The following is a 26,660-nucleotide window of genomic DNA, read 5'->3' on the forward strand; positions in this document are numbered from 1 at the left end:
TCTGGATTCCTGTGTAGGTGCCTGGGCTCAGGCAACGCCGAGGGCGATGCGGCCCACCGCAAACACACTGACGATCATGCCGAGCACGGCGACGAACTTCACCGCGGTCTGCAGCACCAGGGCCAGCAGCGATTCGTGGATGTAGTCTTCCAGCACGACCTGCATGCCGAGCTGCGCGTGCCAGAACATGGCGATCAGCAGGCCGATCAACGGCACCGCGTTCCACGGCTTGGCCACGGCGGCGGCGGCGGTGGCGTAGTCCGAGCCCAGCAGGCCCAGCACGAAGACCAGGAACCAGATGCCCAGCACCACCAGTGCGGCGGCGGTCAGGCGCTGGTGCACGAAGTGCTCGGTGCCGGTCTTGGCCGAGCCAAGGCCGCGCACGTTCTTCAACGGGGTACGGAACTTGCTCACGCGGCACCTCCGAACATCACATAGGCCCACACCAGCAGGGTGATCACCAGGCTGCCGATGACCGACAGCCAGCTGCTGCGGATGAAGGCGGGGATGCTGAAGCCGATGGCGAAGTCCTGCACGACGTGGCGGATGCCATTGCACAGGTGATAGGCGAACGACCATGTCCACGCGAACAGGAACACGCGGCCATACCAGGCCCCGGCATGGCCGGTGAAGCAGTTCCAGGACTCGGGCCCCATCATCAGGGCCAGCAGGCCGGCGGCGATGATGAGGGCACCAACAGACAGAAAGACGCCAGTGGCTCGATGCAGGATCGAGGTGGCCATCTGAATCTGCCAGCGATACACCTGAAGGTGCGGGGAAAGTGGGCGTTGTCTGGTCGCCATTCGCTGGGCTCGTTGTCTCGGCTGGGCGGCACACGGCCGCGTTGGCTCAATGCTGATCAGAAATCGATGCAGCGTCCGTTTTTCTCCCAATCGCCATACCGCACCGGATCAAGTCCGCCGCGGCCGCCGAATTCTTCCGCTTTTTCCTGTTCCACGGGCACGGGTGCCGCGGGGACCAGCGGGGCTTCAGATTCGTCGTCGGGAGTGGGGGTTGTTTGGCCTATCATGTTCGGTCTCGCAACGCACAAATTTTAGACCTCGTTCACGTGCCTGACAACCTGCCCCCTGCTTTCGTCGGATATCCGCGCCTGCCCGGCCACCAGCTGCTGAGCCTGCAGGGCCCGGATGCGGCTGTCTTTGCCCACGCCCAGTTCAGCAGCGATGTCACCGCCCTGCCCCTGCAGCACTGGCAGTGGAGTGCCTGGCTGAGCGCCAAGGGCCGTACCCTGGCGGTGTTCCAGCTGCTTCGCCTGGCCGACGACCACGTGATGCTGGTGCTGGCTGACGGCGATGCCGATGCGATTGCGTCGCAACTGCAGCGCTTCGTGTTCCGCCGCAAGGTGAAGGTGCAGGTGCGCAGCGATCTGGCGGCGGCTGGCGCGTTCACCGCGCCCGAGGCCGCCAGCAGCGCGGCGATTGCGCAGACCGCAGGCGACGGCTGGGAGCTGGACCTGGGCAGCGATGCCCTGCCGCGCACCCTGCGCATTGGCAGCGCCGACGCGTTCGCTGCCGGCAATGAAGCCGATGAGGCCGCTTTCGCCCTGGCCTGGCGCCAGGCCGACCTGCGCTACGGCCTGCCGCGGCTGGAAGAAGGCCAGCGCGAAGTGTGGACCCCCCAACAGCTGGGCCTGGACCGCCTGAACGGCTACAGCGTGAAGAAGGGCTGCTATCCCGGCCAGGAAATCGTCGCCCGCACCCACTTCCTCGGCAAGGCCAAGCGTGCGGTGCAGTTGCTGCATACCGCAGCACCGGCACAGGCCGGCGATGGCGTGCAGCAGGATGGCGCGGGGCTGGGCACGATTGCCAGCGTGGCCGGCGACCTGGCACTGGCGGTACTGCCACTGGAGGCCAGCGACGCTGACCTGCAGGTGGGCGATGCCATTGCGCAGCGCGTGCCGTTGCTGGATGGCCTGGCCCGCTGAAGCAGGCGGGGACCTGCACGGGTGGGTGCAGGAATGGTAGTGCCGGCCGCTGGCCGGCAACCATGCAGGGTTGAGGTTGCCGGCCAGCGGCCGGCACTACCCCTTACAGGCGCGCGCCGGTTTCCGGGTTGAAGAAATGCAGGCCCTGCGGATGGATCGCCACGCGGATCTGCTCGCCCACCTCGGGCAGCGCCTGCGGCGCCACGCGCATGGTCAGCGCGTGCTGGCCACTGCTCAGGTTGACGAAGATCTCGTTGCCGACCGGTTCGATGCCTTCAATGCGTGCGACGAACGCATGCGCATCGTCGGCGGCCGCCGGCTGCAGGTGCTCCGGACGCACGCCCACCGCGATCGGCTTCTGCAGCCAGGCCGGATCGATGGTGGCCTGGCCCAGCGGTGCACGCCACTCACCATCGACCACGGTCACGCCACCGGCATCGCCCTGCAGCGTACCGCGCAGCACGTTCATCGCCGGGCTGCCGAGGAAGCCGGCCACGAACAGGTTGGCGGGGCGATCGTACAGCGCCATCGGCGTATCGATCTGCTGGATGACGCCATCCTTCAGCACCACGATACGCTGGCCCAGGGTCATCGCTTCGACCTGGTCGTGCGTCACGTAGATCATGGTGGTGCCCAGCTTGCGGTGCAGCTGCGCGATCTCGGTACGCACGCTGTGACGCAGCTTGGCATCCAGGTTGGACAGCGGTTCGTCGAGCAGGAACACCGCCGGCTCGCGCACCAGCGCACGGCCCAGCGCGACACGCTGGCGCTGGCCACCGGACATCGCCTTGGGCAGCTTGTCCATCATCTCGGTCAGGCCCAGCGTCTGCGCCGCCTCGGCGATGCGCTTGTCGATGGTCGCCTTGTCGTGACCGCGCAGCTTCAGGCCAAAGGCCAGGTTCTCGGCCACGGTCATGTGCGGGTACAGCGCATAACTCTGGAACACCATCGCGATGTCGCGATCCTTCGGCGCCACGTCGTTGACCACGCGATCACCGATGGTCAGCGTGCCGCCGCTGATCTCCTCCAGGCCAGCCACCATCCGCAGCAGGGTCGACTTGCCACAGCCGGACGGGCCGACCAGCACCATCAGCTCGCCATCGGCGACCTCGAAGCTGGCGTCCTTCACCGCGACCTGGCCGTTGTCATAGACCTTGCGCACACCCTGCAACTGCACTTTTGCCATATCACCTATCCGGTCCGCCCGAAGCCGGGCTGTCTTTTGGGACTGCCTCGGCCCTCCCGATGGCAGTGATGATTGCGCGCTTGCCGCATGACGGCGAGCACTGCAATCGAATACAGTTGCCCATTCTGCCATGTAAACGTTTTCACGTGGCACTATCCGATGATCGGTGCGCACCGATCTGCGTCGGCGGTTGAACGAAGGTTCCGCCGAGGCAGTGGTTTCGAATGGAACGGTCTTCCGGCACCCCGGAGAACGCCCCTGACGAACCTCGGACAGGCAGTTGCGCGGATGTCCCCCGAACCCAGCCATGAAGCGATTGACAACGATGTCACCCGGATCTGAAACTCGAGCGATGCACGACACCCTCTTCCTGTTCGGTGCCACAGGTGATCTGGCCCAGCGCTACCTGTTCCCTTCGCTGCTTCGCCTGCTTGGCGACGGCCTGCTGCCGGAGGACTTCCGCATCCGTGCGCTGGCCCTGTCCGGGCATGACACCGAAGCCTTCCATGACATCCTGCGGCCGCGCCTGCAGCAGGCCATGCCGATGGCCACGCAGGACGACATCAGCGCCCTGCTGCGTCGCATCGACTACCGCTCTGTGGACCTGCGCGACGTCGACTCGGTTGCCGCCGCGGTCGCCGACCTCGTGCACCGCAAGTGCGTCAGCTACCTCGCCATCCCGCCGGGCCTGTACATCTCCACCTGCGAAGGCCTGGCCAAGGGCGGCGCCCTCGCCGCGCCGGCACGCCTGATGCTGGAAAAGCCGATCGGCAGCGACAGCGAGAGCGCCGAGGAAATCATCCGCACCATCGGCCAGTGGATCGACGAGGACCGCGTGTTCCGCCTCGACCACTACCTGGGCAAGGCCGCGGTGCAGAACCTGATCGCACTGCGCTTCGGCAACACGCTGCTGGAAGCGGTGTGGAACCGCAACTACATCGAATCGGTGCACATCCTGGTGGCCGAAAGCGAAGGCGTGGATGGCCGCGATGCCTATTACGCCCGCTCCGGCGCACTGCGCGACATGGTGCAGAGCCACATCCTGCAGCTGCTGTGCATGGTGGCGATGGAACCACCGGCATCGCTGGAAGCCGATCGCATCCGCGACGAGAAGGTCAAGGTGCTGCGCGCCCTGCGCCCGCTCGATGCCAAGCACGCCGCGCGTGACAGCATCCGTGGCCGCTACACCGCCGGCACCATCAATGGCCAGCCGGCACAGGCCTACCAGCCGCCGGAAGGCAGCGACGTGGAAACCTTCGCCGGTGTCACCGCGCATATCGACAACTGGCGCTGGAGCGGCGTGCCGTTCCACCTGGTCACCGGCAAGCGCCTGCCCGAGCGCACCACCCGCGTGGTGGTAACGCTGAAGCCGGTCACCCACTGGCTGTTCGAGCGCCCGCAGCGCGCGCAGGCCGCACCGAACCGCCTGGTGTTCCAGCTGCAGCCGCAGGAAAACATCGAACTGGGCCTGATGAGCAGCCTGGCAGGCCCGGAATGGGGCGCGCTGGAGCTGCATCCGCTGGAGCTGGAACTGTCGGTGCCGACCGGCCTGCACCGCCGTATCGCTTACGAACGCTTGTTCCTGGATGCCTTCAACGGCAACCACACGCTGTTCGTGCGCGATGACGAAGTGCGTGCGGCCTGGGCCTGGATCGACAGCGTCGCCGACGCCTGGAAGGACGCCAAGCTGCCGCTGGAGCCCTACCCCGCCGGCCAATGGGGCCCGGGCAATGCGGGCGGGTTCCTGCCGCAGGACCTGGACGCGCCCGACAGCGGAGCGTCGGCATGAGTGCCAGCTCGCAGCCAGTGCTGGTCGCCGACATCGGTGGCACCAACGCGCGCTTCGCCCTGGCCGACACCTCGCTGGACGCACCGCTGCAGAAGGACAGCATCCGCGAGTACGCGGTGGCGGAGTTCCCGTCGCTGGGTGATGCCGCGCGCCACCATCTCGAACAGATCGGCGCCACGGCAAGCCGCGGCGTGTTCGCCGTGGCCGGTCGCGTGGATGGTGATGAAGCACGCATCACCAACCATCCATGGGTGATCTCGCGCAGCCGCACCGCTGCCATGCTCGGGTTCGACGAACTGCACCTGATCAACGACTTCGCCGCGCAGGCGATGGCGATTTCGCTGCTTCAGCCCGATGACGTGGTCCAGGTCGGCGGGGCTGCCTGGGTACCGGGCAAGCCCGGCCAGCCACGCAACTACGCGGTGATCGGGCCCGGTACCGGTCTCGGCGTCGGCGGCCTGATCATGCGCCACGGCCGTTGCTATCCGCTGGAAACCGAAGGCGGCCATGTCAGCTTCCCGCCGGGAACCCCGGAAGAGATCCGCATCCTGGAGATCCTGTCCGAGCAGTTCGGCCGCGTCTCCAACGAGCGCCTGATCTGCGGCCCCGGCCTGGTCAACATCCATCGCGCCGTGTGCGAGATGGCCGGCATCGATCCGGGCCAGCTGCAGCCGGTGGACGTGACCGCCCGCGCCCTGCACGGCGATCCGCAGGCGATGCGCACCGTGGATGTGTTCTGCGCCGTGTTCGGCGCCATTGCTGGCGATCTGGTGCTGACCCAGGGCGCCTGGGACGGCGTGTTCCTGACCGGCGGGCTGACCCCGAAGATGCTCGATTCGCTGCAGCACTCCGGTTTCCGCCAGCGCTTCGAGCACAAGGGCCGGTTCTCTTCCATCATGGCGCGCGTGCCCTCGTTGGCGGTGATGCATCCCCACGCAGGACTGCTGGGCGCCGCCGCCTATGCCGCCGACGCCGAACGTGACGCACCTGGAGTTGCCGCATGAGCCCCACCACCTTCCACGACGACCGCATCGAGTTCATCAACCATGGCGATGCCGATGGCTGGATCGAAGCCGTTGCCGCCGAGATGGCGCACACCCTCAACCACGACATCAACGAAGTGGGCCGCGCCCGCATCCTGCTGTCTGGCGGCACTACACCGGCGCCGGTCTACCAGGCGCTGGCCGAGTTGGACGTGCACTGGGACCGGGTGGAAGTGAGCCTGGCCGACGAGCGCTGGCTGTCGCCGCAGGATCGCGACAGCAATGCCTGGCTGGTGCGCGAGCACCTGCTGAAACGCGCCGAGGGTGCGCATTTCGATCCACTGGTGCGGATCGGCAAGCCCCTGCCCGAATGCGTGTACACCGCCAACCTGCAGGCACAGCACAGCCAGCCGCCGAGCCTGGTGGCACTGGGCATGGGCAACGACGGCCACACCGCCTCGCTGTTCCCGGGCTCGAAGGACCTCGCCCGCGCACTGGAAAGCACCCTGCCCTATGCCGCGCTGGATGCCACCGGCTGCCCGGGTGCGAACCAGTGGCCGCTGCGCATCACGCTGACCCCGCATGGGCTGCGCCAGTGCCGACAGCGCCTGCTGCTGCTGCGCGGCAAGCAGAAGCTGCAGGTGCTGCGCCAAGCGTTGGACAGCAACGACGCCCAGCAGTATCCGATCCTCAACGCGATCAACCTGGAAGGCGCGCGCCTGCGCGTCCACTGGGCTGATTGATGTCGGCGGCGGTGCCCTGCCGCCGCTTGCCTCTCGCCACCTTGAACGCCGGTAGCCAATGAGCCTCCATCCGCAATTGCAAGCCATCACTGAGCGTGTCATCCGCCGCAGCGCCGCCTCGCGTGCCGCCTACCTGGCCGCGATCGACGCCTCCCTGCGCGAAGGCCCGTTCCGCAGCCGCCTGAGCTGCGGCAACCTCGCCCATGGATTCGCCGCCTGTGGCGGTACCGACAAGAGCCGCCTGCGGGGCGGCGTGACGCCGAACCTGGGCATCATCACCGCCTACAACGACATGTTGTCGGCGCACCAGCCGTTCGAGACCTATCCCGAGCAGATCCGCGAGATCGCCCGCGAGCTGGGTGCTACGGCACAGGTGGCCGGCGGCGTGCCGGCGATGTGCGACGGCGTCACCCAGGGCCGCGGCGGCATGGAACTGTCGCTGTTCTCGCGCGATGTGATCGCCCAGGCCACTGCGATCGGCCTCAGCCATGACATGTTTGATACCACCGTCTACCTCGGCGTGTGCGACAAGATCGTGCCGGGCCTGCTGATCGGCGCGCTGGCCTTCGGCCACCTGCCGGCGGTGTTCGTGCCGGCTGGCCCGATGACCCCGGGCATCCCGAACAAGCAGAAGGCGGAAGTGCGCGAGCGCTATGCCGCCGGCGAAGCCACCCGCGAAGAGCTGCTGGAAGCCGAGTCCGCCTCGTACCACGGCGCCGGCACCTGCACCTTCTACGGCACCGCCAATTCCAACCAGGTGCTGCTGGAAGCGATGGGCGTGCAGCTGCCGGGCGCATCGTTCGTCAATCCGGGCACGCCGCTGCGCGACGCCCTCACCCGCGAAGCCACCGAACGTGCACTGGAGATCACCGCGCTCGGCGACGACTTCCGTCCGCTGGGCCGGATCATCGATGAGCGCGCGATCATCAACGCGGTCATCGCGCTGATGGCCACCGGCGGTTCGACCAACCACACCATCCACTGGATCGCAGTGGCGCGTGCCGCCGGCATCGTGCTGACCTGGGACGACTTCGACGAACTGTCGCAGCTGATTCCGCTGCTGGCCCGCGTCTATCCGAACGGCGAGGCCGACGTGAACCGTTTCGCGGCCGCTGGCGGACCGGCCTTCGTGTTCGGCGAGCTGATCAGGGCGGGCCTGATGCACGGTGACCTGGTCAGCGTGGCGCGCGGCGGCATGGCCGACTACGCGCGCGAGCCGCAGCTGCGCGACGGCCAGCTGGTCTACCTGCCGGGCCTGCAACACAGCGCCGATGACGAAGTGGTGCGTGGCGTCGACAATCCGTTCGAGCACCAGGGCGGCCTGCGCCTGCTGCGCGGCAACCTGGGCAAGTCGCTGATCAAGCTGTCGGCGGTGAAGCCGCAGTACCGCACGATCGAAGCACCGGCCGTGGTGGTCGATGCGCCGCAGGTGCTGAACAAGCTGCATGCCGGCGGCCTGCTGCCCGAGCACTTCGTGGCGGTGGTGCGTTACCAGGGCCCGCGTGCCAACGGCATGCCGGAACTGCATTCGCTGGCGCCGCTGCTGGGGCTGCTGCAGAACCAGGGCCGGCGCGTGGCACTGGTCACCGACGGCCGCCTGTCCGGTGCCTCGGGCAAGATTCCGGCGGCGATCCATGTGACGCCGGAAGCGGCACGCGGTGGTCCGCTGGCCAAGGTCCGCGAAGGCGACATGATCCGCCTCGATGGTGAGGCCGGCACGCTGGAAGTGCTGGTGGACGCGGCCGAGTGGGCCGCGCGTCCGCTGGCCCCGAACACGGCGCCTGCCGCGCATGACCTGGGCCGCAACCTGTTCGCGATCAACCGACGCGTGGTGGGGCCGGCCGATCAGGGTGCGATTTCGATTTCGTGCGGGCCGGCGGCGGCCGATGGCGGGCCGTGGGAATACGACGCAGAGTACGAGCTGGGGCACGATGCCGCAGCGGCGGCGGCGCCGCATGAGGCAAAAGACGCCTGAAGCAAAAAGCCGCGGCAGGCTTCCCGGCCTGGGCAGTAGAGCGCCCTGGACAATTCCCGGCGCGTCATTTGCGCTGCGGCCACTGAATCAAGAAGAGCAAAGGCAAGGGCAAAAGCATGGGTATCGAACAACATCAGGTGAAGGCGGCGGAGCTGTTGCGTGCGGCGGGCATCCTGCCGGTGGTGACGATTCATACGCTGGACCAGGCGCGTGCGGTCAGTGCGGCGTTGCTGGAAGGTGGCCTGCCGGCGATCGAGTTGACGCTGCGTACGCCAGTGGCGATGGAAGCATTGGCGATGCTCAAGCGCGAGCTGCCGGACGTGGTGGTGGGCGCCGGCACGGTGCTGACCGTGGAGCAGATGCAGCAGTCGATCGATGCGGGCGCGGACTTCCTGGTGACCCCGGGTACGCCACCGGCGCTGGCCGATGCGCTGGCGGCGGCACCGCTGCCGGTAGTGCCGGGTGCGGCCACGCCGACCGAACTGCTGTCGCTGTATGCGCGCGGCTTCCGCGTGTGCAAGCTGTTCCCTGCCACCGCCGTGGGGGGGCTGGCGATGATCAAGGGTCTGGCCGGCCCGGTTGCCGACCTCAAGCTGTGCCCGACCGGCGGCATCACCGAAAACACCGCCGCCGAGTACCTCGAGCAGAAGAACGTGGTCTGCATCGGCGGTTCGTGGATGGTGCCGGGCAGCTGGATCGCCGACGGTCAGTGGGACAAGGTGCGCGCCAGCGCCGCCGACGCCGCGAAGATCATCAAGCGCGTACGCGGCCACTGAGCCCGACACAGCTGTAGAGCCGAGCCCACGCTCGGCTCCGCGCCCGCAGGCCGGAAAGCAGCCGAGCATAGGCTCGGCTCTACATTTCCTCTATCGGCAGTGACGGCGCACGGAACCTGTCGGTGGCCCTGCGGAGGGCTCAGCCGTTGGCCGAATCCCTTACAGCGGCCGTGCCGGATCCACCAGCCCGTACTGCCTGGCCATGCGCGCCAGCGCGATGTTGTCGTGGATCCCCATCTTCTCGAACAGCCGCGCCTTGTGCGTGTTCACCGTCTTCGCACTCAGGCTCAGGCGCCGCGCGATGTCTTCCTGGCGCAGGCCCTGGGTCAGCAGCAACGCCACTTCCAGCTCGCGCGGCGACAGGCTGTCGAATGGAGAGCCGTTGCCTTCAACGGTCGACAAGGCCAGGTTCTGCGCGATGCTGGTGCCCAGGTAGCGACGGCCCATGGCCACATCGCGCACCGCACGCAGCAGCTCCTGTGCATCGCAGCCCTTGCCGATGTAGCCCGCAGCCCCGGCTTCCAGCAAGCGCTTCGGCAGCGGACCGTCTTCCAGCACCGACACGATCACCACGCGGGTGTTGCGATGGCTGCGGACGATGCGCTCGGTCACCTCCATGCCACTCACGCCGGGCAGGTGCAGGTCGCACAGCACCACGTCCGGCAGCAGCTGGCGGACGTCGCGCAGCGCATCTTCGCCGGTCTCGGCTTCGCCCACCACCTCGATGTCGGTCTCCCCCGACAGGATCATCTTCATCCCGGTGCGGACCAGTGCGTGGTCATCCACCAGGTAGACTCGAATCGTCATTCACGTACCTCTTCGAATGCGGCCATTGCAGGTCAAGCTAGGGAAGGTCTGAACAACTCCGCTGCTGCAGGCGACAATAGCGCACCAGATTGGGGTGACGATCGATGCAGCTGACGTTCGGTGATGCCGAGACCCTGGGCCAGCGCAAGCGCACGCGGCGGGAGATCTTCCTGGCCGAGATGGAGCAGGTGGTGCCGTGGCAGGCGCTGCTGGCGCTGATCGAGCCGCACTACCCGAAGCTGGGCCGTCCCGGCCGCCAGCCGTACCCGCTGGCGACGATGCTGCGCATCCATTTCCTGCAGCAGTGGTACGCGCTCAGCGACCCGGCGATGGAAGAGGCCTTGTACGACACGCCGGTGATGCGCCGGTTCGCGCGGTTGGGCGGCGTGGACGCGATTCCCGACGAGACCACGATCCTCCACTTCCGCCGGTTGCTGGAAACCCACGGCCTGGCCGGGCGGATCTTCGAGCGGGTGAATGCGCATCTGGCGCGCAAGGGCCTGAGCCTGCACGCGGGCACGATCGTGGACGCGACGATCATCGCCGCGCCGAGCTCGACGAAGAACGCCGAAGGCAAGCGCGATCCGGAAATGTGCCAGACGAAGAAGGGCAACCAGTGGCACTTCGGCATGAAGGCGCACATCGGCGTCGATGATGAATCCGGCCTGGTGCACCACGTCGAGTGCACGGCGGCGAACGTGGCCGACGTGACCCGGGTACACAGGCTGCTGCACGGCCGGGAAGACACGATCTGTGGCGACAGCGGCTATACCGGTGCCGACAAGCGTGAAGAGTTGAAGGATGTGGAGGCCGGCTTCCTGATCGCGGAGAAGCCGTCGAAGTTGCGGGCGATGAAGAACCCGCGCGAGCGGCGTTACACCGAGCGCTGGGAGCGGTACAAGGCGAGCCTGCGCGCGAAGGTCGAGCATCCGTTCCGGGTGATCAAGCGCCAGTTCGGCTACACGAAGGTGCGCTACCGCGGCCTGGCGAAGAACGCGGCGCAGGTGCTGACGCTGTTCGCGCTGTCGAACCTGTGGATGGCGCGCCGGCGCCTGTTGCCGGCGATGGGGGTGGTGCGCCTGTAAGGCGGGAAAACCCGCCAGAAACCGCCTGAAAGGGCGGGAAATTGATCAAATCGACGCTGGTCCGGCGCTCTGACGCTGAAATCCAAGTGTCAGAGTGCGTTGTTCAGACCCTCCCTAGGCAGGGCGCCGATACCCCTGCAAGCGCGTTCGAGATGCGACCCGGGCATTCTGCCTTGCGCATCACAGTACCGCGCGTTGTGCTTGCCCCCTGTCTTGCAGAACCTGCTGCAACGAAACAACTGATCTATTACGTAGACGCCCCGGAGGGGCCATCCACGTCAATCCCCCTGTGATGATGCTTCGCTGGCCGTCGCTGGCGGCGAATCCTGACGTCGCCAAGGATGCCGGCGACTGAACATGACCAGATAGCACCCTACCACCCAAACCAGCGCGGCACACCATCCGGCCAGGATATCGGAGGGGTAATGCACGCCCAGATAGACCCGGGAGACGCTGACCAGCAGGCTGAACGCGGGCGCCAGCAGCAGCACCGGCCAGCGCCAGCGGGTGTTCCAGGCCAGCAGCACCAGGGTCACGGCCAGGGTCATCGAGCCCATCGCGTGGCCGCTGGGAAAGCTGAACGTCGATTCCGGCGCGATCGATTCCCACAGGCTGGGGCGCTGGCGCTGGAAGAAATGCTTGCTGCCCATGTTCAGCAGCGCCGAGCCGACGAAGCTGACCGCCACGAACGTGGCCTCACGCCAACGCCGGTAGCCCAGCAGCACGCCGATGATCAGCACGTCGGCAGGAATCAGGAACCATTCGTAGCCCAGCCTGGAAATGAGCACGAAGAAGCGGTCCAGCAGCGGTGAGTGCAGGCCATGCATCTGCCACAGCAGCGGCGCATCGAAATGGAACGATTCAAACTCGTGCACTTCGTCGGCCAGGGCGACGAAACCCGCCAACGGCAGCAGCACGCCACCGAACAGCAGCACCAGGCGCCAGGCATTGTGCGCCATCCAGTGGCGGAAACCGGAGGCGGACTCCGGCGCAGCGAGGATCGCAGGCTTATCCGGCGCTTCGGACATATTTGTGTTCGACGTAATCGTCGATCAGGGCGACGAACTCCTGGGCGATGTTCTCGCCACGCAGGGTCACCTTCTTCTCGCCATCGACGAACACGGGCGCGGCCGGGGTTTCGCCGGTGCCCGGCAGGGAAATACCGATGTTGGCGTGCCGCGACTCACCCGGCCCATTGACGATGCAGCCCATCACCGCCAGGGTCATGTTCTCCGCACCCGGATGGTGGATCTTCCACAGCGGCATCTTCTCGCGCACGTGGTTCTGCACCACCTTGGCCAGTTCCTGGAAGAACTCGGAGGTGGTGCGGCCGCAGCCCGGACAAGCCGTGACCAGCGGCGTGAAGGCACGCTGGCCGGTGGTCTGCAGCAGTTCCTGGGCGACGATCACTTCCTGCGTGCGCGACTGGCCCGGTTCCGGGGTCAGCGAGATGCGGATGGTGTCACCGATGCCTTCCTGCAGCAGCACGCCCAGCGCCGCCGACGAGGCGACGATGCCCTTGCTGCCGATACCGGCCTCGGTCAGGCCCAGGTGCAGGGCAAAATCGGAGCGCTGGGCCAGGTCGCGGTACACCGCGATCAGCTCCTGCACGCCACTGACCTTGGCCGACAGCACGATGCGATCGCGCGGCAGGCCGAGCTCCACCGCCTGCTCGGCCGAATCCAGCGCCGAACGGATCAGCGCCTCGCGCAGCACGCGACCGGCATCCCAGGGCTGCTCGCGCAGGTTGTTCTCGTCCATCAACTTCGCCGCCAGGGCCTGGTCCAGCGAGCCCCAGTTGGCACCGATGCGCACCGGCTTGTTGTAGCGGATCGCGAACTCGATCAACTGGGCGAACTGCAGATCCTTCTTCTTGCCGAAGCCGACGTTGCCCGGATTGATGCGGTACTTGGCCAGCGCTTCGGCACATGCCGGCTCGGCGGTCAGCAGCTGGTGGCCGTTGTAGTGGAAATCACCGATCAGCGGCACGTCGATGCCCATCATCGCCAGCTTGTCGACGATGCGCGGGATCGCCGCAGCGGCTTCCACGGTATTGACGGTCAAACGCACCATTTCCGAACCGGCCCGCCACAGCTCGGCCACCTGCTTCACGCTGGAGGCCACGTCGGACGTGTCGGTGTTGGTCATCGACTGCACCACGACCGGCTTGCCTCCGCCTACGGTGACCCCGCCGATCTGCACGGCATGGGTCTGGCGGCGGGGCCAGGAGGTGGCATCGGAGGGAGGAGTCGGGCGGGTGACGGCGTCGTGCATGGGCGCATTCTACCGCCCGCCCCCGCATTCCGGGTGACTCGCATTCAGCCGGTGTCACGGCTGCGGCCGATTGTCGCAGGCACAGCCGCCCGTGAACGCATACGATGAGCGTGAATGACCGGTCCCGACGCCCCGTTTCTCCGTACCCTGTGCAGCCTGCGCTGGCTTGCCGTAGGCGGCCAGGCCGCCACCATCCTGGTTGCCACCTGGGTGCTGGGCCTGCCGTTGCCGCAGCTGCCGCTATGGGCCGGTGTGGCGGTGCTGGCCCTGTTCAACATCTATACCCAGTTGCGTCCGGACGCGGCTGACACCGCACCGCTGACCGCGTTCGGCCACATCCTGGTGGACGTGATCATCCTGACCTGGATGGTCGGCTGGAGCGGCGGCATGGCCAACCCGTTCAGCTCGCTGTTCCTGATCCTGATCGCGCTGGCCGCGTTCGCCCTGCCCCTGCGCTGGGCATTGGCGGTCGCACTGGCCTGCCTGCTCGGCTACGCCGCCAGCGGCATCTTCGGCCAGCCATTGCCGGACGGTTATTTCCGCGCGCAGGACCTGAATCGCTGGGGCGTGGTCGCCAACTTCCTGATCTCCGCCGCGGTGGTACTGGCCTTCTCCACCCGGCTGGCGCTGGCCCTGCGGGAGCGCGAACTGGAACTGTCGGCACTGCGCGAGCGCTTCGCCCGCAACGAGGGCATCGTCGCGCTGGCCACCCATGCCGCCTCGGTGGCGCATGAACTGAACACGCCGCTGGCGACCATGACCCTGCTCGCCGACGATGTGGCCGAGCGCAGCGAAGAGCCGGAAGTGCGCGAGGACATGGAAACCCTGCGCGAGCTGCTGGTGCAGTGCCGGGAGCGCGTGCTGGCGCTGGCTGCTCCGGCCTCGGCCGACGCACCGGGCCGCAGCCATTCCAGCGCACAGCAGGTGCTGGAGCAATGGCGCCTGGTGCGGCCGACCATCGACCTGCACCGCAACGATGATGCGCCGCTGCGGCTGCCGCTGGACCCGGGCGTAGGCCATCTGCTGATGGTCCTGCTCAACAACGCCGCCGATGCCGGCGAGAAAGCCGGCCGGCCACGCGTGGACCTGGACCTGCGCATCGAAGGCGACGACCTGATCGGCGAAGTCCGCGACTACGGCCATGGCTTCGACGCCCGTGCCGCCGTGCTGCCGGGCAAGCTGTTCGGCAGCAGCAAGAGCGAGGGCATGGGCGTCGGCCTGGCCCTGTCCCATGCCACCATCGAACGCCTCGACGGCGAGATGTGGATGCGCCCGGCCCAGGGGGCCGGCAGCCGCGTCGGCTTCCGCCTGCCGCTGGCCCCACGCGAGGACACCCCATGAGCCTTCACCATTCCACCCTGGGCCTGCTGGTCGACGACGACGAGCTGTACCTGCGTACCCTGCAACGCAGCCTGGCCCGCAAGGGGCTTGAAACGCAGACCGCACAGGATGCCGCCAGTGCGCTGGCGCTGGCCCGGCAGCATCCACCGGCGTTCGCGCTGATCGACCTGAAGCTGGGCAGCGATTCCGGCCTGGCACTGATCCAGCCGCTGCGCGCGCTGCGCGCGGACATGCGGATCCTGCTGGTAACCGGCTACGCCAGCATCGCCACCGCGGTGGAGGCGATCAAGCTGGGTGCGGATGATTACCTGCCGAAGCCGGCCACGGTGCCGATGATCCTGCGCGCCCTCGGCGAGGAAGACGACGGCCCGGCCGACGATGGCGAAATGGAAGTGCCGGACGCGATGACGCCGATCAGCCGCCTGCAGTGGGAACACATCCAGCAGGCGATGCACGAGACCGGCGGCAACGTGTCAGCGGCCGCGCGCCTGCTCGGCATGCACCGGCGCTCGCTGCAGCGCAAACTGGCCAAGCGGCCAAGCCCGGAGCGCGACCCGAGCCGGTGACACGGTAGTGCCGGCCGCTGGCCGGCAACCCATCTGCTGCGGTAGTGCCGGCCGCTGGCCGGCAACCCATCTGCTGCGGTAGTGCCGGCCGCTGGCCGGCAACCCATCTGCTGCGGTAGTGCCGGCCGCTGGCCGGCAACCCATTCGCCGCGGTAGTGCCGGCCGCTGGCCGGCAACCTCATGAACGATTGAAGCATCACCTGGATGCCGGCCAGCGGCCGGCACTACCAGAGCATCAGCGCTTCAGCTGCGCCAGGATCTCGCGGGTCATCGGATCGGCAACCGCCACATCCTCGCCCTGCAGCGCCGGCAGCAGGCCACTGGCCAGTTGCTTGCCGAGCTCGACACCGAACTGGTCGAACGCGTTGATGTTCCAGATCACCGACTGCACGTACACGGCGTGTTCGTACATGGCGATCAGCGCACCCAGTGCCTGCGGGGTGAGCGCGTCGAGCAGGATCAGCGTGCTCGGCCGCCCGCCCGGGTAATCACGGTGCGGATCGTCGCTGCTCTGGCCATTGGCCAGCGCCTCGGTCTGTGCCAACAGGTTGGCCAGCAGGGCCTGGTGATTGGTCGTGTAGGGATCATCGTTGTGCACACAGCCGACGAAGTCGGCCGGAACGACGCTGGTGCCCTGGTGCAGCGCCTGGAAGAAGCTGTGCTGCACATCGGTGCCTGCCCCACCCCACCACACCGGCACGGTGTCGGTGGTGACCGGCGCACCATCACGCTGCACGCGCTTGCCCAGGCTTTCCATCACCAGCTGCTGCAGGTAGGCCGGCAGCAGCGCCAGACGCTGGTCGTAGGTCATCACCGCATGCGTGGCATGGCCCAGCAGGTTGCGGTTCCAGATGTCGGTCAGGCCATGCAGCACCGGCAGGTTGCGCTCCAGCGGTGCATCCAGCGCATGCGCATCCATCTGTGCGGCGCCTTCCAGCAGCTGCTCAAAGCGCTCGAAGCCGATCGCCAACGCGATCGGGAAACCGACCGCCGACCACAGCGAATAGCGGCCACCCACCCAGTCCCACATCGGCAGTACGCGATCGGCGGCGATCGCGAAGGCCTTGGCGGCGCGATCCGGATTGGCGCTGACTGCATACAGGCGCTCGCTGCCGCCCAGCCAGTCGTGCAGGATCTGGCCGTTGAGCAGCGTTTCCTGCGTACCGAAGGTCTTGGAGATGAGGATGCCGGCGGTCTTGGCCGGATCCAGCGTGGCCAGCGTGCGCTGCATGGCGGCGCCGTCCACGTTCGAGACGAAATGCACGCGCAGGCGCGCACCGCTGACCGGACGCAGCGCGTCGGCGACCAGGCGCGGGCCAAGGTCGGAACCACCGATGCCGACGCTGACCACATCGGTCACGCCACTGTCTTCCAGCGCGCGCACCAGCACGCCCATGCGCTGGCGGATCGCGCGCGCGGTGGCATAGGCCTCGGCCGCCACCGGCGCATCGACCACATCGCCGCGCAGCGCGGTATGCAGCGCGGCGCGCCCTTCGGTCAGGTTGACCTGTTCGCCGCGGAACAGGCGCGTGATGGCACCACCGACACCACGCTCGGCAGCCAGCGCCAACAGCGCCTGCAACGCCGCGGCATCGTATTTCTGCCGGGCGAAATTGACGTACAACGGACCGACCCGCAGCGCCAGCTCCTGTACACGGCCGGGTTCGGCGGCGAGCAGGCTGGGAATGCTTGCGCCCTTCAGGCGCTGGGCGTGGGAATGCAGCGAGTCGAATCCGTTGTTCGTTGTCATGCGGCCTGGGTCGGGATCGTGTCGTTGGTGTGGGTGATCTGGTTGTTGCCATCAACGTACACCAGCTTCGGCCTGAAGCTGTCAGCTTCCTGCTCGGTCATGCTGGCGAACGCGGCGATGATGATGATGTCACCGACCTGCACGTGGCGCGCGGCGCCACCGTTGAGCGAGACAACGCCGCTGCCGGCTTCGGCGCGGATGGCATAGGTCGAGAAACGCGCACCATTGGTCACGTCCCAGATGTGCACCTGCTCGAACTCGCGGATGCCGGTGGCAGCCAGCAGGTTGTCATCGATGGCGATCGAGCCTTCGTAGTTCAGCTCGGAATGGGTGACGGTGGCGCGATGGATCTTGGTCTTGAGCAGGGACAGGTGCATGGGGGCGCTGCAACGGCAAAGGAAAGAGCGGATTCTAGCACCCGCGCAGCGCGGGGCATCACGGCCGGCAACCTGTTCAGGTAGCCGGTGAAACCGGGGTCAGAACCCTTTTCCCCTGGAAAAGGGATCTGACCCCATGCATCGCGCGGCGCCGCCGGAACTCAGAACTCCAGGTTGTCGATCAACCGGGTGGTTCCCAGGCGCGCGGCAATCAGCGCCACGCGGCCACCGCCGTCGAAGGTCGGCTCGGCCAGCTCCGGGGTGCGCAGCACCGCGTAGTCGACCTGGAACCCGGCTGCCTGCAATGCGGCCGTGGCGTCGGCTTCGATGCGATCACATGCCTGCCCCGCCACGTAGCCCTCGCGCATGCCCAGCAGGGTGCGGTGGATGGTGGTCGCGACCGGGCGCTGTTCGTCGCTCAGGTACTGGTTGCGCGAACTCTTGGCCAGGCCATCCTCGTCGCGCACGATCTCAGCACCGACGATCTGGATCGGGAACGACAGCTCGGCCACCATCTGCCTGATCACGGCGAGCTGCTGGTAGTCCTTGCGGCCGAACACGGCCACGTCCGGCTGCACCTGCAGGAACAGGCGCGCCACCACCGTGCAGACGCCATCGAAGTGCCCCGGGCGGCTGGCGCCTTCCAGCACTTCACTGACACCCGGCGCGTGCATGCGCGTGGTCCTGTCCACGCCCAGCGGATACATCGTCTCCACGCTGGGCAGCCACACGGCATCGCAGCCGACCTGCTCCAGCCCGGCCACGTCGGCCTCGGGCGTGCGCGGGTAGCGACTGAAATCCTCGTTGGGGCCGAACTGGGTCGGATTGACGAAGATGCTCGCCACCACCTTGTCGGCGTACTGGCGGGCCAGGGTCACCAGCGAATGGTGCCCCCCATGCAGGTTGCCCATGGTCGGCACCAGCGCCACGCGCAGGCCCTCACGCTTCCACTGGGCGATCTGCTCGCGCAACGCGCCGAGCTCGTTGAAGGTCTGGATCATTGGGCGTAGGCGTGCTGTTCGTCGGGGAAGCTGCCGTCGCGCACCGCGTCGGCAAAGGCGCGGGTGGCACCGGCCACCGAGCCACCTTCGGCAAGGAAATCCTTGACGAACTTGGGACGGCGATGGCCACTGTCCAGGCCGAGGAAATCGTGCAGCACCAGCACCTGGCCATCGCACTGCGGGCCCGCGCCAATGCCGATGGTCGGCACATCCACCGCAGCGGTCACTTCGGCAGCGACCGGGGTCGGCACGCATTCAAGCACCATGATGCTGGCGCCTGCGGCGGCCACGGCCCTGGCGTCCTCCACCAGCTGGCGCGCAGCATCGCCGCGGCCCTGGATCTTGAAGCCGCCCAGTCGCAGCACCGACTGCGGGGTCAGGCCGAGGTGCGCGCAGACCGGAATCTCGCGCTCGACCAGGTAGCGGATGATGTCGACCTTGAAGCCGGCACCTTCGATCTTGACCATCTCGGCACCGGCCTGCAGCAGCTGCAGCGAGGCATCCAGCGCGCGTTCCGGGGTGGCATCGGCGCCGAACGGCAGGTCGGCCACCAGCAGCGCACGCTGCAGCACGCGGGCCACGGCCCGGGTGTGGTAGACCATGTCGGCCACGGTCACCGGCAGGGTCGAATCATGACCCTGCACGACCATGCCCAGCGAATCGCCGATCAGGATCAGATCGACGCCGTTGGCATCGAAGGTGCGGGCGAAGCCGGCGTCGTAGGCGGTCAACATGACCAGCTTCTGGCCATTGCGCTTGGCCTCGGCCAGGGCGGGAACGGTCCAGGGCTTGCTGTCTGCGTGGGTGCTCATGTGCTGATAACCGGGGGAGATAACCCGGGCATTATCACCCTATCGGCGCGATCCCGCAGGCATCGACCCGCATCACTGCATCCTGCACGCGTCCATGGCCAGGAATTGTCAGTTCCGGCGCGATTTCGGCCAGCGGCACCAGCACGAAGGCACGCTCGTGCAGGTACGGATGCGGCACCTTCAGCCCAGGCTGGTCGAGCGCCTGCGCGCCATACAGCAGCAGGTCCAGGTCCAGCGCGCGCGGGCCCCAGTGCACTGCCGGATCACGCGTGCGACCGAAGCGCTGCTCCAGCGCCAGCATGGCCTGCAGCAGCTCATCGGCCGGCAAGGTGGTTTCGACCGAGGCCACCGCATTGACGAACGGCGGCTGGTCTTCATTGCCCCAGGCCGGCGTTGCGTAAAGCCGCGAGGCCTGGCGCAGCCGGGTCCCGGGCAGGCCGTCCAGCGCGGCAATCGCCGCGCCGACGGTGGCGGCCGCGTCGCCGAGGTTGGCGCCGAGGCCGATCCAGGCAAGGGTCATCGCCTACTCGCCCGCTGCACCGGCCGCGGCACCCGGACGGCGGCGGCGACGGCGGCGCTTGCGCGGCGCTCCGCTCTCGTCATCGCCATCTTCGCTGTGCATCGCATCCAGCGACGACTCCAGCTCACGACCGGACTGCGCCTGCGCTTCGCGCCAGAACTCGACATCGGCGGCGTGCTCGGACGACGCCACCTGGCGCAGGCTGAGGAAATCGAACGCGGCACGGAAGCGCGGATGGGTCAGGGTGCGGAACACGCGCTTGCGCTGGCGCGAGCTGAAGCGCGACTGCAGCAGCCAGATTTCCTGCATCGGCAGCGAGAAGCGGCGCGGCAGCGCGATGGTGCTCAACTGCTGCACGGTGACGCGGTCGGCGGCGCGGCGCTGCGCCTCTTCCGGTGCCACGCCCTGCTTGAGCAGGGTCGCCTGTGCACGGCAGAACGCCGGCCACAGCAGCAGCGCGAACAGGAACGCCGGCGAGACCGGTTCGTCGTTGGCCACCCGCGCATCGGTATTGGCCAGGCCCTCGACCAGCATGCGGCGCAGCGCGCCGGTGCGGTTGGCTTTCAGCGCCTTGGCGCTTTCCGGGAACAGCACGTCGAGCAGGCCGTAACGCTCAAGGCCTTCGAAGCTGGCCACGCCGTGTCCGGACAGGAACAGCTTGAGCACTTCCTCGAACAGGCGCGCTGGCGCGGCTTCGTTGAGCAGGCCGGCCAGGTGCGGGATCGGCGCGGCAGTACCCTCTTCGATCTGGAAGCCGAGCTTGGCCGCCAGGCGCACCGCTCGCAGCATGCGTACCGGGTCTTCCTGGTAGCGCTGCACCGGGTCGCCGATCAGCTTCATCAGGCGCGCCTGCACGTCCTCGAAACCACCGGTGTAGTCGCGCACCGAGAAGTCCTCGATGGCGTAGTACAGGGCGTTGCAGGTGAAGTCGCGGCGGATGGCGTCGTCTTCGATGGTGCCGTACACGTTGTCGCGCACGAGCATGCCGTTTTCCATCTCGCGGTCGCCGCTGCCGTCATCGCTGTTGGCACGGAAGGTGGCGACTTCGATGATTTCGCGACCGAACACTACGTGGGCGAGGCGGAACCGGCGGCCGATCAGGCGGCAGTTGCGGAACAGCTGCTTGACCTGCTCGGGCGTGGCGTCGGTGGCCACGTCGAAATCCTTGGGTTGGCCATTGACCAGCAGATCGCGCACCGCGCCGCCGACAAGGTAGGCGCCGAAGCCGGCATCGCGCAGGCGGTAAAGCACGCGCAGGGCGTTCGGGCTGATGTCCTTGCGGGAGATCGTGTGCTGGTCGCGCGGGATGACGCGCAGGCTGAACGGTGATGTAGCAGAGGAAATGATGTTGGCGCTTCCGGTTGAAGTTTCGGGATTGCCCAATGGCATCGAGGTGCATATACTAGCGCTCCTGCCTCGGCAGCGACACAGTTACGCTCCCTTCGTCTAGTGGTTAGGACGTGGCCCTCTCAAGGCTAAAACAGGGGTTCGAGTCCCCTAGGGAAGGTCTGAACAACTCCGCTGCTGCAGGCGACAATAGCGCACCAGATTGGGGTGACGATCGATGCAGCTGACGTTCGGTGATGCCGAGACCCTGGGCCAGCGCAAGCGCACGCGGCGGGAGATCTTCCTGGCCGAGATGGAGCAGGTGGTGCCGTGGCAGGCGCTGCTGGCGCTGATCGAGCCGCACTACCCGAAGCTGGGCCGTCCCGGCCGCCAGCCGTACCCGCTGGCGACGATGCTGCGCATCCATTTCCTGCAGCAGTGGTACGCGCTCAGCGACCCGGCGATGGAAGAGGCCTTGTACGACACGCCGGTGATGCGCCGGTTCGCGCGGTTGGGCGGCGTGGACGCGATTCCCGACGAGACCACGATCCTCCACTTCCGCCGGTTGCTGGAAACCCACGGCCTGGCCGGGCGGATCTTCGAGCGGGTGAATGCGCATCTGGCGCGCAAGGGCCTGAGCCTGCACGCGGGCACGATCGTGGACGCGACGATCATCGCCGCGCCGAGCTCGACGAAGAACGCCGAAGGCAAGCGCGATCCGGAAATGTGCCAGACGAAGAAGGGCAACCAGTGGCACTTCGGCATGAAGGCGCACATCGGCGTCGATGATGAATCCGGCCTGGTGCACCACGTCGAGTGCACGGCGGCGAACGTGGCCGACGTGACCCGGGTACACAGGCTGCTGCACGGCCGGGAAGACACGATCTGTGGCGACAGCGGCTATACCGGTGCCGACAAGCGTGAAGAGTTGAAGGATGTGGAGGCCGGCTTCCTGATCGCGGAGAAGCCGTCGAAGTTGCGGGCGATGAAGAACCCGCGCGAGCGGCGTTACACCGAGCGCTGGGAGCGGTACAAGGCGAGCCTGCGCGCGAAGGTCGAGCATCCGTTCCGGGTGATCAAGCGCCAGTTCGGCTACACGAAGGTGCGCTACCGCGGCCTGGCGAAGAACGCGGCGCAGGTGCTGACGCTGTTCGCGCTGTCGAACCTGTGGATGGCGCGCCGGCGCCTGTTGCCGGCGATGGGGGTGGTGCGCCTGTAAGGCGGGAAAACCCGCCAGAAACCGCCTGAAAGGGCGGGAAATTGATCAAATCGACGCTGGTCCGGCGCTCTGACGCTGAAATCCAAGTGTCAGAGTGCGTTGTTCAGACCCTCCCTAGGGAGCGCCAGTCGCCGCAGCAGGAACCGAAAAAGCCCGCCTTGTGCGGGCTTTTCTGTTTTCCGGGATTGCAGTGATTGCGGTCGGGTTGGTCGCTCTGGCGCCTCCCTGCAATCGGCTCGAGCCGGTGGGGTCACCCAGGGCAGGACACGCCGTGAACCCATCCATGGGGGCTCGATGGCGCCATCCTTGGCGCCAACGGTCCTGCCCTGGGTGACCCCACCGACTCTGGACGGTTTCCCGCCAGCTGCGGCAACAACCGACCAGCGCTTCGCCGCATCCGCACGCACCATGAAACTGTCAGGAGGGGGCCAGATCAGCCTGCCCCCTCACACTCTGGACAAGCAGGCGCCAACGGAACGCAACCGAAGCCAGTCGCCGTCAGCCTTCCATCTGCTCCAGCTCCTTGCCCTTGGTCTCGCGTACGTAGCGGACCACGAAGACGATCGAGAGGATCGCCGCGACCGCGTAGATGCCATAGGCGCCGGCCAGGCCGATGCCGGCCAGCAGCATCGGGAAGGTCACGGTGATCGCGAAGTTCGAGGTCCATTGCGCCGCACCCGCCACCGCCAGCGCCGGGCCGCGGATCTGGTTGGGGAACATCTCGCCCAACATCACCCACATCACCGGGCCCCAGGACATGTTGAAGAACACCACGTAGACGTTGGCGGCGACCAGCGCCAGCCGTCCCATGCCATCGGACAGCTGCAGGCGCCCGCCGGCCAGGCTGCCGCTGGCAAACGCCACCACCATCAGCACCAGCGCCACCGACATGCCGACCGAGCCGACCCACAGCAGCGGCTTTCGCCCGATGCGGTCGATCAGCAGCACGGTGAGCAGGCAGGCGCCGATGCTCAGCGCGCCGGACAGCACATTGATCAGCAGTGCGTCGCTTTCAGAGAAACCCACCGCCTGCCACAGCACCGCGCCGTAGTAGAACACCACGTTGATGCCGACCAGCTGCTGGAACATGGCCAGGCCGATGCCCACCCAGAGGATCGGGCGCAGCCTGCCGGTAGCCCTGCTGCGCAGGTCGCCGAAGCGCGGCTTGTGCTGGTCCTGTGCCAGGCTGGCTTCGATCTCGGCCTGCTTGGCCCGGGCAGCGGCCTCGCCGTACAGTCGCGACAACACCGCCCTCGCCTGCCCCTGGCGGCCCTTCAGCACCAGGAAGCGCGGGCTTTCCGGAATCACCAGCAGCAACAGCAGGAACAGCGCGGAGGGCAGCGCCTGCATCCAGAACATCCATCGCCAGGCTTCGTGGCCCAGCCACAGCGGCTCGGTCGAGGCGCCGGCGGCGCGGGCCAGCAAGTAATTGCTGAGGAAGGCCGCGAACAAACCGCAGATGATGGCCATCTGCTGCACCGTGGCCAGCCGGCCGCGATAGCGCGCCGAGGCGACTTCGGCGATGTAGGCCGGTGACATCACGCTGGCCGCCCCCACCGCAAAGCCGCCCAGCACGCGGGCCGCGATGAACAGCCAGGACGCGTGGGCCGCCCCGGCGCCCAGCGCCGAGACCAGGAACATCAGCGCGGACACGATCAGGACACCACGGCGCCCCAGGCGGTCGCCCAACCAACCGGCCAGGAAGGCACCGATCGCGCAGCCCAGCAGCATCGAGGCAACTTCGAAACCCAGCGCCGCCTCGCTGGAGTTGAAGGCCTGGCGCAGGCCATCGACCGTGCCGTTGATGACACCACTGTCGAAGCCGAACAGGAAGCCACCAAGCGTGGCCACGCAACTGATCAGGACGATGAACGCCGTGTTTTCACCACCGTGGGAGGCGGTGCGGGACGGGGCCTGGGACATGGACGATCCTGCTGGGAAGGGAGCCCGGCCACCAGGACCGGTTGTCGCGCAGCCTCGCACACGCCCTGCCGTGCCGCCAATGGCCGCGCCTGCCAGACGCCCGTTTTCCGTCCCATCCCGACACCGGGGGCCAACCTGTTCTAGAATTGGCGGGTTCAGGAATCGATCCACCCCCAGCCCATGCCCTTTGTCGTCACCGAAAACTGCATCAAGTGCAAACACACCGATTGCGTGGAAGTGTGCCCCGTGGATTGCTTCCACGAAGGCCCGAACTTCCTGGTGATCGACCCGGATGAGTGCATCGACTGCACCCTCTGCGAGCCGGAGTGCCCGGTCAACGCGATTTTCCCCGAGGACGACGTCCCCGCCGGCCAGGAAGGCTTCGTTGCCCTCAATGCCGAGCTGGCGAAGGAATGGCCGGTGCTGACCGTGCGCAAGGACCCGCCCGCCGACGCCGGCGAATGGGACGGCAAGCCGGACAAGCTGAAGCTGCTGGAGCGCTGAGAAGCGCCCGCGGCGGCAACGGAAAAGGGCGCCCATGGCGCCCTTTTCTGTTCTCGGTAGGTGCCAACCTTGGTTGGCACAAAAGCGCCGACCAAGGTCGGCCTCTACCAAGGCACGTCTTCCGGTAGGTGCCAACCTTGGTTGGCACAAAAGCGCCGACCAAGGTCGGCCTCTACCAGGGCACGTCTTCCGGTAGGTGCCAACCTTGGTTGGCACAAAAGCGCCGACCAAGGTCGGCCTCTACCAGGGCGGCCCTTACTGAGCCAGCTTCGCCTTCAGCGCGGCGATCAGCTTCACCGGCGCTTCGGCGGTGGCCGGCAGGCCACGCGGGTCGACCGCGGAGATGTAGGCACCTGCATCAACCGCCACCACGCGGACCAGGAAGTTGCTGCCTTCGTAGGCCACGTCGTACGAGCCCAGCAGCTGCGCGCGGCTGGCAATGGTCACGCCTTCCACGCCTTCCAGTGCGGTACCGACCTTGGCGAAGGCTTCATCCTTGCCACCGGCAATGGTGAAACCGGTGTTGCCCACCGCCGGGGCTGCGGCGACCGGCGCCGCCGGCTTGGTGGCCGAGGCCAGTGTCGGCACCTTGTTGTCGGTAGTGGCGTTGGGCAGGTTCAGGTCCGGCGGTACTTCCAGCGGGCGCATTTCCGGGGCCAGGGCGTAGTCGCCCTTGACGCCACGCTTGAAGCACCCGGTGGTGCCGGCCGCAACAGCTACAGCAAGCAGGGCGTAGGACAGCACGCGGACAGTGGAAACGGATTGACGCATGTGAATCTCCTGGGTCAGACCAAGACGGAAGGTCAGTGGCTGGAAAGGGCTTCGAGGGCGGCGATGTCGCCGGCAAGGTGGTCGGCCGCGGGATGATGTGCTGCCGACAGCGGCAGCAGCGGCAGGCGCAGGTCATGGCCGATGCCGATGCGGCGCAGCAGCGCCTTGACCGGGATCGGGTTGGGTTCGACGCCACAGAAATCATGGAAGGGATGCAGGCGCGCGTCCCACGACTCGGTGGCTTCGTGGTCGTGCGCGGCAGCCAGCTCGCACATCCGGCGATACGCGCCCGGAAGCACGTTGGAACCGACCGAGATCAGGCCATCGATGCCGGCCCGGATCGAACGCGCGGCGGTGCCGTCGTCGCCACTGAGCACGGCGAACTTCGGGCTGCGCAGCGCCAGCAGCGCCTGCACCCGGCCGGTGTCACCCACCGCTTCCTTGATGCCGACGATATTGGGGTGGCTGGCCAGTTCGGCCACGGTCTCCGGCTGCATGTCGCAGCCGGTACGGCCGGGCACGTTGTAGAGCACGACCGGCAGCCCGCCCTGGTCGGCCACCGCGCGATAGTGCGCGATCAGGCCAGCCTGGGTCGGCCGCACGTACGGCGGGGTGACCACCAGTGCGTGGCTGGCGCCAAGGGCGGCGGCACGGCGGGTCTGTTCGATGGTCTTGGCGGTGCCCGACAGGCCGGTGCCGGCCATGACCGGGATGCGGCCGCCGATGCGTTCGACGGCGCTGGCCAGCAGCTGGTCGTACTCGGCATCGGTCAGGGTCGCCGCTTCGCCGGTCGAGCCAGCCACGACAACGCCATGGACGCCACCCTCCAGTTGCAGGTGCAGCAGGCGCTGCCAACCATCGGGATCGAGGGCGCCGTCGGCCCGGAACGGGGTCGCCAGCGCGGTGATGAGGCCGGAAAGGGACAAGGACGTGCTGCTCTTGGCTGGGAAGGGAAACGCCCGCCACGAAAGGCTGGGGGCGGCCTGA

General features: G+C 67.4%; 27 protein-coding genes and 1 tRNA gene. 12 read left to right on the forward strand and 16 right to left on the reverse strand.

Annotated features, from left to right (window positions below):
• Positions 1-27: 27 nt before the first annotated feature.
• From sdhD to J3A72_RS23190, 3 genes are read right to left on the reverse strand one after another with little or no spacing between them, the layout of a single operon-like run.
• Positions 28-414, reverse strand: a complete 387-nt coding sequence (sdhD, locus tag J3A72_RS16345) for a succinate dehydrogenase, hydrophobic membrane anchor protein (protein WP_005409077.1) — start codon at positions 412-414, stop codon at positions 28-30.
• Positions 411-803: a succinate dehydrogenase, cytochrome b556 subunit gene (gene sdhC / locus J3A72_RS16350; protein WP_024958620.1), complete on the reverse strand. Its 393-nt coding sequence runs from the start codon at positions 801-803 to the stop codon at positions 411-413. The genes sdhD and sdhC overlap by 4 nt, the downstream gene beginning before the upstream one ends.
• Before the next feature lie 56 nt (positions 804-859).
• A complete protein-coding gene (locus tag J3A72_RS23190; protein WP_005409075.1) occupies positions 860-1,030 on the reverse strand; it encodes a DUF1674 domain-containing protein in 171 nt (56 codons plus the stop codon).
• Positions 1,031-1,069: 39 nt separating this feature from the next.
• On the opposite strand from J3A72_RS23190, the gene J3A72_RS16360 reads away from it, so the two are divergent.
• Entirely contained in the window at positions 1,070-1,945 is an 876-nt protein-coding gene (locus J3A72_RS16360; protein WP_209572052.1) for a folate-binding protein YgfZ, read from the forward strand.
• 103 nt (positions 1,946-2,048) lie between these two features.
• Here the strand turns inward: J3A72_RS16360 and ugpC are convergent, their stop codons facing one another.
• Entirely contained in the window at positions 2,049-3,131 is a 1,083-nt protein-coding gene (gene ugpC / locus J3A72_RS16365; protein ID WP_014646762.1) for a sn-glycerol-3-phosphate ABC transporter ATP-binding protein UgpC, read from the reverse strand.
• Between the two features lie 352 nt (positions 3,132-3,483).
• Here ugpC and zwf point away from each other — a divergent pair, with 352 nt between their 5' ends.
• The 5 genes from zwf (at position 3,484) to J3A72_RS16390 (ending at position 9,397) form a co-directional block, all read left to right on the forward strand.
• A complete protein-coding gene (gene zwf, locus J3A72_RS16370) occupies positions 3,484-4,920 on the forward strand; it encodes a glucose-6-phosphate dehydrogenase (protein WP_075075790.1) in 1,437 nt (478 codons plus the stop codon).
• Entirely contained in the window at positions 4,917-5,924 is a 1,008-nt protein-coding gene (glk, locus tag J3A72_RS16375) for a glucokinase (RefSeq protein ID WP_014646760.1), read from the forward strand. Before zwf ends, glk begins: the two co-directional genes overlap by 4 nt.
• Entirely contained in the window at positions 5,921-6,646 is a 726-nt protein-coding gene (pgl, locus tag J3A72_RS16380; protein ID WP_014646759.1) for a 6-phosphogluconolactonase, read from the forward strand. The genes glk and pgl overlap by 4 nt, the downstream gene beginning before the upstream one ends.
• A gap of 58 nt (positions 6,647-6,704) precedes the next feature.
• Entirely contained in the window at positions 6,705-8,621 is a 1,917-nt protein-coding gene (edd, locus tag J3A72_RS16385; RefSeq protein WP_075075789.1) for a phosphogluconate dehydratase, read from the forward strand.
• Positions 8,622-8,737: 116 nt separating this feature from the next.
• A complete protein-coding gene (locus J3A72_RS16390; protein WP_014646757.1) occupies positions 8,738-9,397 on the forward strand; it encodes a bifunctional 4-hydroxy-2-oxoglutarate aldolase/2-dehydro-3-deoxy-phosphogluconate aldolase in 660 nt (219 codons plus the stop codon).
• Positions 9,398-9,556: 159 nt separating this feature from the next.
• Here J3A72_RS16390 and J3A72_RS16395 read toward each other — a convergent pair whose 3' ends face one another.
• Complete coding sequence (locus J3A72_RS16395; protein WP_075075788.1) at positions 9,557-10,204, reverse strand: response regulator; 648 nt, start codon at positions 10,202-10,204, stop codon at positions 9,557-9,559.
• A 104-nt stretch (positions 10,205-10,308) separates the two neighbouring features.
• On the opposite strand from J3A72_RS16395, the gene J3A72_RS16400 reads away from it, so the two are divergent.
• Positions 10,309-11,289 carry an IS5 family transposase gene (locus J3A72_RS16400; RefSeq protein WP_075076136.1) on the forward strand — a complete coding sequence of 327 codons (981 nt, stop codon included), beginning with the start codon at positions 10,309-10,311 and terminating at the stop codon, positions 11,287-11,289.
• Between the two features lie 278 nt (positions 11,290-11,567).
• Here the strand turns inward: J3A72_RS16400 and J3A72_RS16405 are convergent, their stop codons facing one another.
• Together J3A72_RS16405 and ispG are read right to left on the reverse strand one after the other, a co-directional pair.
• Complete coding sequence (locus J3A72_RS16405; RefSeq protein ID WP_032958602.1) at positions 11,568-12,317, reverse strand: phosphatase PAP2 family protein; 750 nt, start codon at positions 12,315-12,317, stop codon at positions 11,568-11,570.
• Positions 12,298-13,563, reverse strand: coding sequence for a flavodoxin-dependent (E)-4-hydroxy-3-methylbut-2-enyl-diphosphate synthase (ispG, locus tag J3A72_RS16410; RefSeq protein ID WP_041863307.1), 1,266 nt, complete (start codon positions 13,561-13,563; stop codon positions 12,298-12,300). The genes J3A72_RS16405 and ispG overlap by 20 nt, the downstream gene beginning before the upstream one ends.
• Before the next feature lie 114 nt (positions 13,564-13,677).
• On the opposite strand from ispG, the gene J3A72_RS16415 reads away from it, so the two are divergent.
• Together J3A72_RS16415 and J3A72_RS16420 are read left to right on the forward strand one after the other, a co-directional pair.
• Entirely contained in the window at positions 13,678-14,904 is a 1,227-nt protein-coding gene (locus tag J3A72_RS16415) for an ATP-binding protein (protein ID WP_032960817.1), read from the forward strand.
• Positions 14,901-15,470 carry a response regulator transcription factor gene (locus J3A72_RS16420; protein WP_012510702.1) on the forward strand — a complete coding sequence of 190 codons (570 nt, stop codon included), beginning with the start codon at positions 14,901-14,903 and terminating at the stop codon, positions 15,468-15,470. Before J3A72_RS16415 ends, J3A72_RS16420 begins: the two co-directional genes overlap by 4 nt.
• A gap of 235 nt (positions 15,471-15,705) precedes the next feature.
• Here J3A72_RS16420 and pgi read toward each other — a convergent pair whose 3' ends face one another.
• The 6 genes from pgi to pcnB all read right to left on the reverse strand — a co-directional run bounded on the left by pgi (position 15,706) and on the right by pcnB (position 21,313).
• The gene (gene pgi / locus J3A72_RS16425) at positions 15,706-17,220 is read right to left on the reverse strand and encodes a glucose-6-phosphate isomerase (RefSeq protein ID WP_075077234.1); all 1,515 of its coding nucleotides are present in this window, start codon (positions 17,218-17,220) and stop codon (positions 15,706-15,708) included.
• Positions 17,217-17,597, reverse strand: coding sequence for an aspartate 1-decarboxylase (panD, locus tag J3A72_RS16430; protein WP_014646751.1), 381 nt, complete (start codon positions 17,595-17,597; stop codon positions 17,217-17,219). Before panD ends, pgi begins: the two co-directional genes overlap by 4 nt.
• Before the next feature lie 161 nt (positions 17,598-17,758).
• The gene (gene panC / locus J3A72_RS16435) at positions 17,759-18,598 is read right to left on the reverse strand and encodes a pantoate--beta-alanine ligase (protein WP_075077235.1); all 840 of its coding nucleotides are present in this window, start codon (positions 18,596-18,598) and stop codon (positions 17,759-17,761) included.
• A complete protein-coding gene (gene panB / locus J3A72_RS16440; RefSeq protein ID WP_014646749.1) occupies positions 18,595-19,410 on the reverse strand; it encodes a 3-methyl-2-oxobutanoate hydroxymethyltransferase in 816 nt (271 codons plus the stop codon). Before panB ends, panC begins: the two co-directional genes overlap by 4 nt.
• Positions 19,411-19,444: 34 nt before the next feature.
• Complete coding sequence (folK, locus tag J3A72_RS16445) at positions 19,445-19,930, reverse strand: 2-amino-4-hydroxy-6-hydroxymethyldihydropteridine diphosphokinase (RefSeq protein WP_032960824.1); 486 nt, start codon at positions 19,928-19,930, stop codon at positions 19,445-19,447.
• 3 nt (positions 19,931-19,933) lie between these two features.
• A complete protein-coding gene (gene pcnB / locus J3A72_RS16450) occupies positions 19,934-21,313 on the reverse strand; it encodes a polynucleotide adenylyltransferase PcnB (protein WP_032960826.1) in 1,380 nt (459 codons plus the stop codon).
• A 52-nt stretch (positions 21,314-21,365) separates the two neighbouring features.
• On the opposite strand from pcnB, the gene J3A72_RS16455 reads away from it, so the two are divergent.
• Together J3A72_RS16455 and J3A72_RS16460 are read left to right on the forward strand one after the other, a co-directional pair.
• Positions 21,366-21,438: transfer RNA gene (locus tag J3A72_RS16455), tRNA-Glu, on the forward strand.
• Between the two features lie 56 nt (positions 21,439-21,494).
• The gene (locus tag J3A72_RS16460; protein WP_075076136.1) at positions 21,495-22,475 is read left to right on the forward strand and encodes an IS5 family transposase; all 981 of its coding nucleotides are present in this window, start codon (positions 21,495-21,497) and stop codon (positions 22,473-22,475) included.
• Between the two features lie 498 nt (positions 22,476-22,973).
• Here J3A72_RS16460 and J3A72_RS16465 read toward each other — a convergent pair whose 3' ends face one another.
• Positions 22,974-24,398 (reverse strand): sugar porter family MFS transporter, encoded by a 1,425-nt coding sequence (locus tag J3A72_RS16465; RefSeq protein WP_075077236.1) that lies wholly within the window; start codon positions 24,396-24,398, stop codon positions 22,974-22,976.
• A gap of 180 nt (positions 24,399-24,578) precedes the next feature.
• Between J3A72_RS16465 and fdxA the strand changes: the two genes are divergently transcribed.
• Positions 24,579-24,902: a ferredoxin FdxA gene (gene fdxA, locus J3A72_RS16470; RefSeq protein WP_005409054.1), complete on the forward strand. Its 324-nt coding sequence runs from the start codon at positions 24,579-24,581 to the stop codon at positions 24,900-24,902.
• 255 nt (positions 24,903-25,157) lie between these two features.
• Here the strand turns inward: fdxA and J3A72_RS16475 are convergent, their stop codons facing one another.
• Entirely contained in the window at positions 25,158-25,673 is a 516-nt protein-coding gene (locus J3A72_RS16475; protein WP_032960832.1) for a hypothetical protein, read from the reverse strand.
• A gap of 32 nt (positions 25,674-25,705) precedes the next feature.
• Positions 25,706-26,599: a 4-hydroxy-tetrahydrodipicolinate synthase gene (gene dapA / locus J3A72_RS16480; RefSeq protein WP_014646744.1), complete on the reverse strand. Its 894-nt coding sequence runs from the start codon at positions 26,597-26,599 to the stop codon at positions 25,706-25,708.
• Between the last annotated feature and the right edge of the window lie 61 nt (positions 26,600-26,660).

The organism is Stenotrophomonas sp. PvP093 (assembly GCF_017876915.1).
In the GTDB taxonomy this organism is placed as follows: Bacteria; Pseudomonadota; Gammaproteobacteria; order Xanthomonadales; family Xanthomonadaceae; genus Stenotrophomonas; species Stenotrophomonas muris.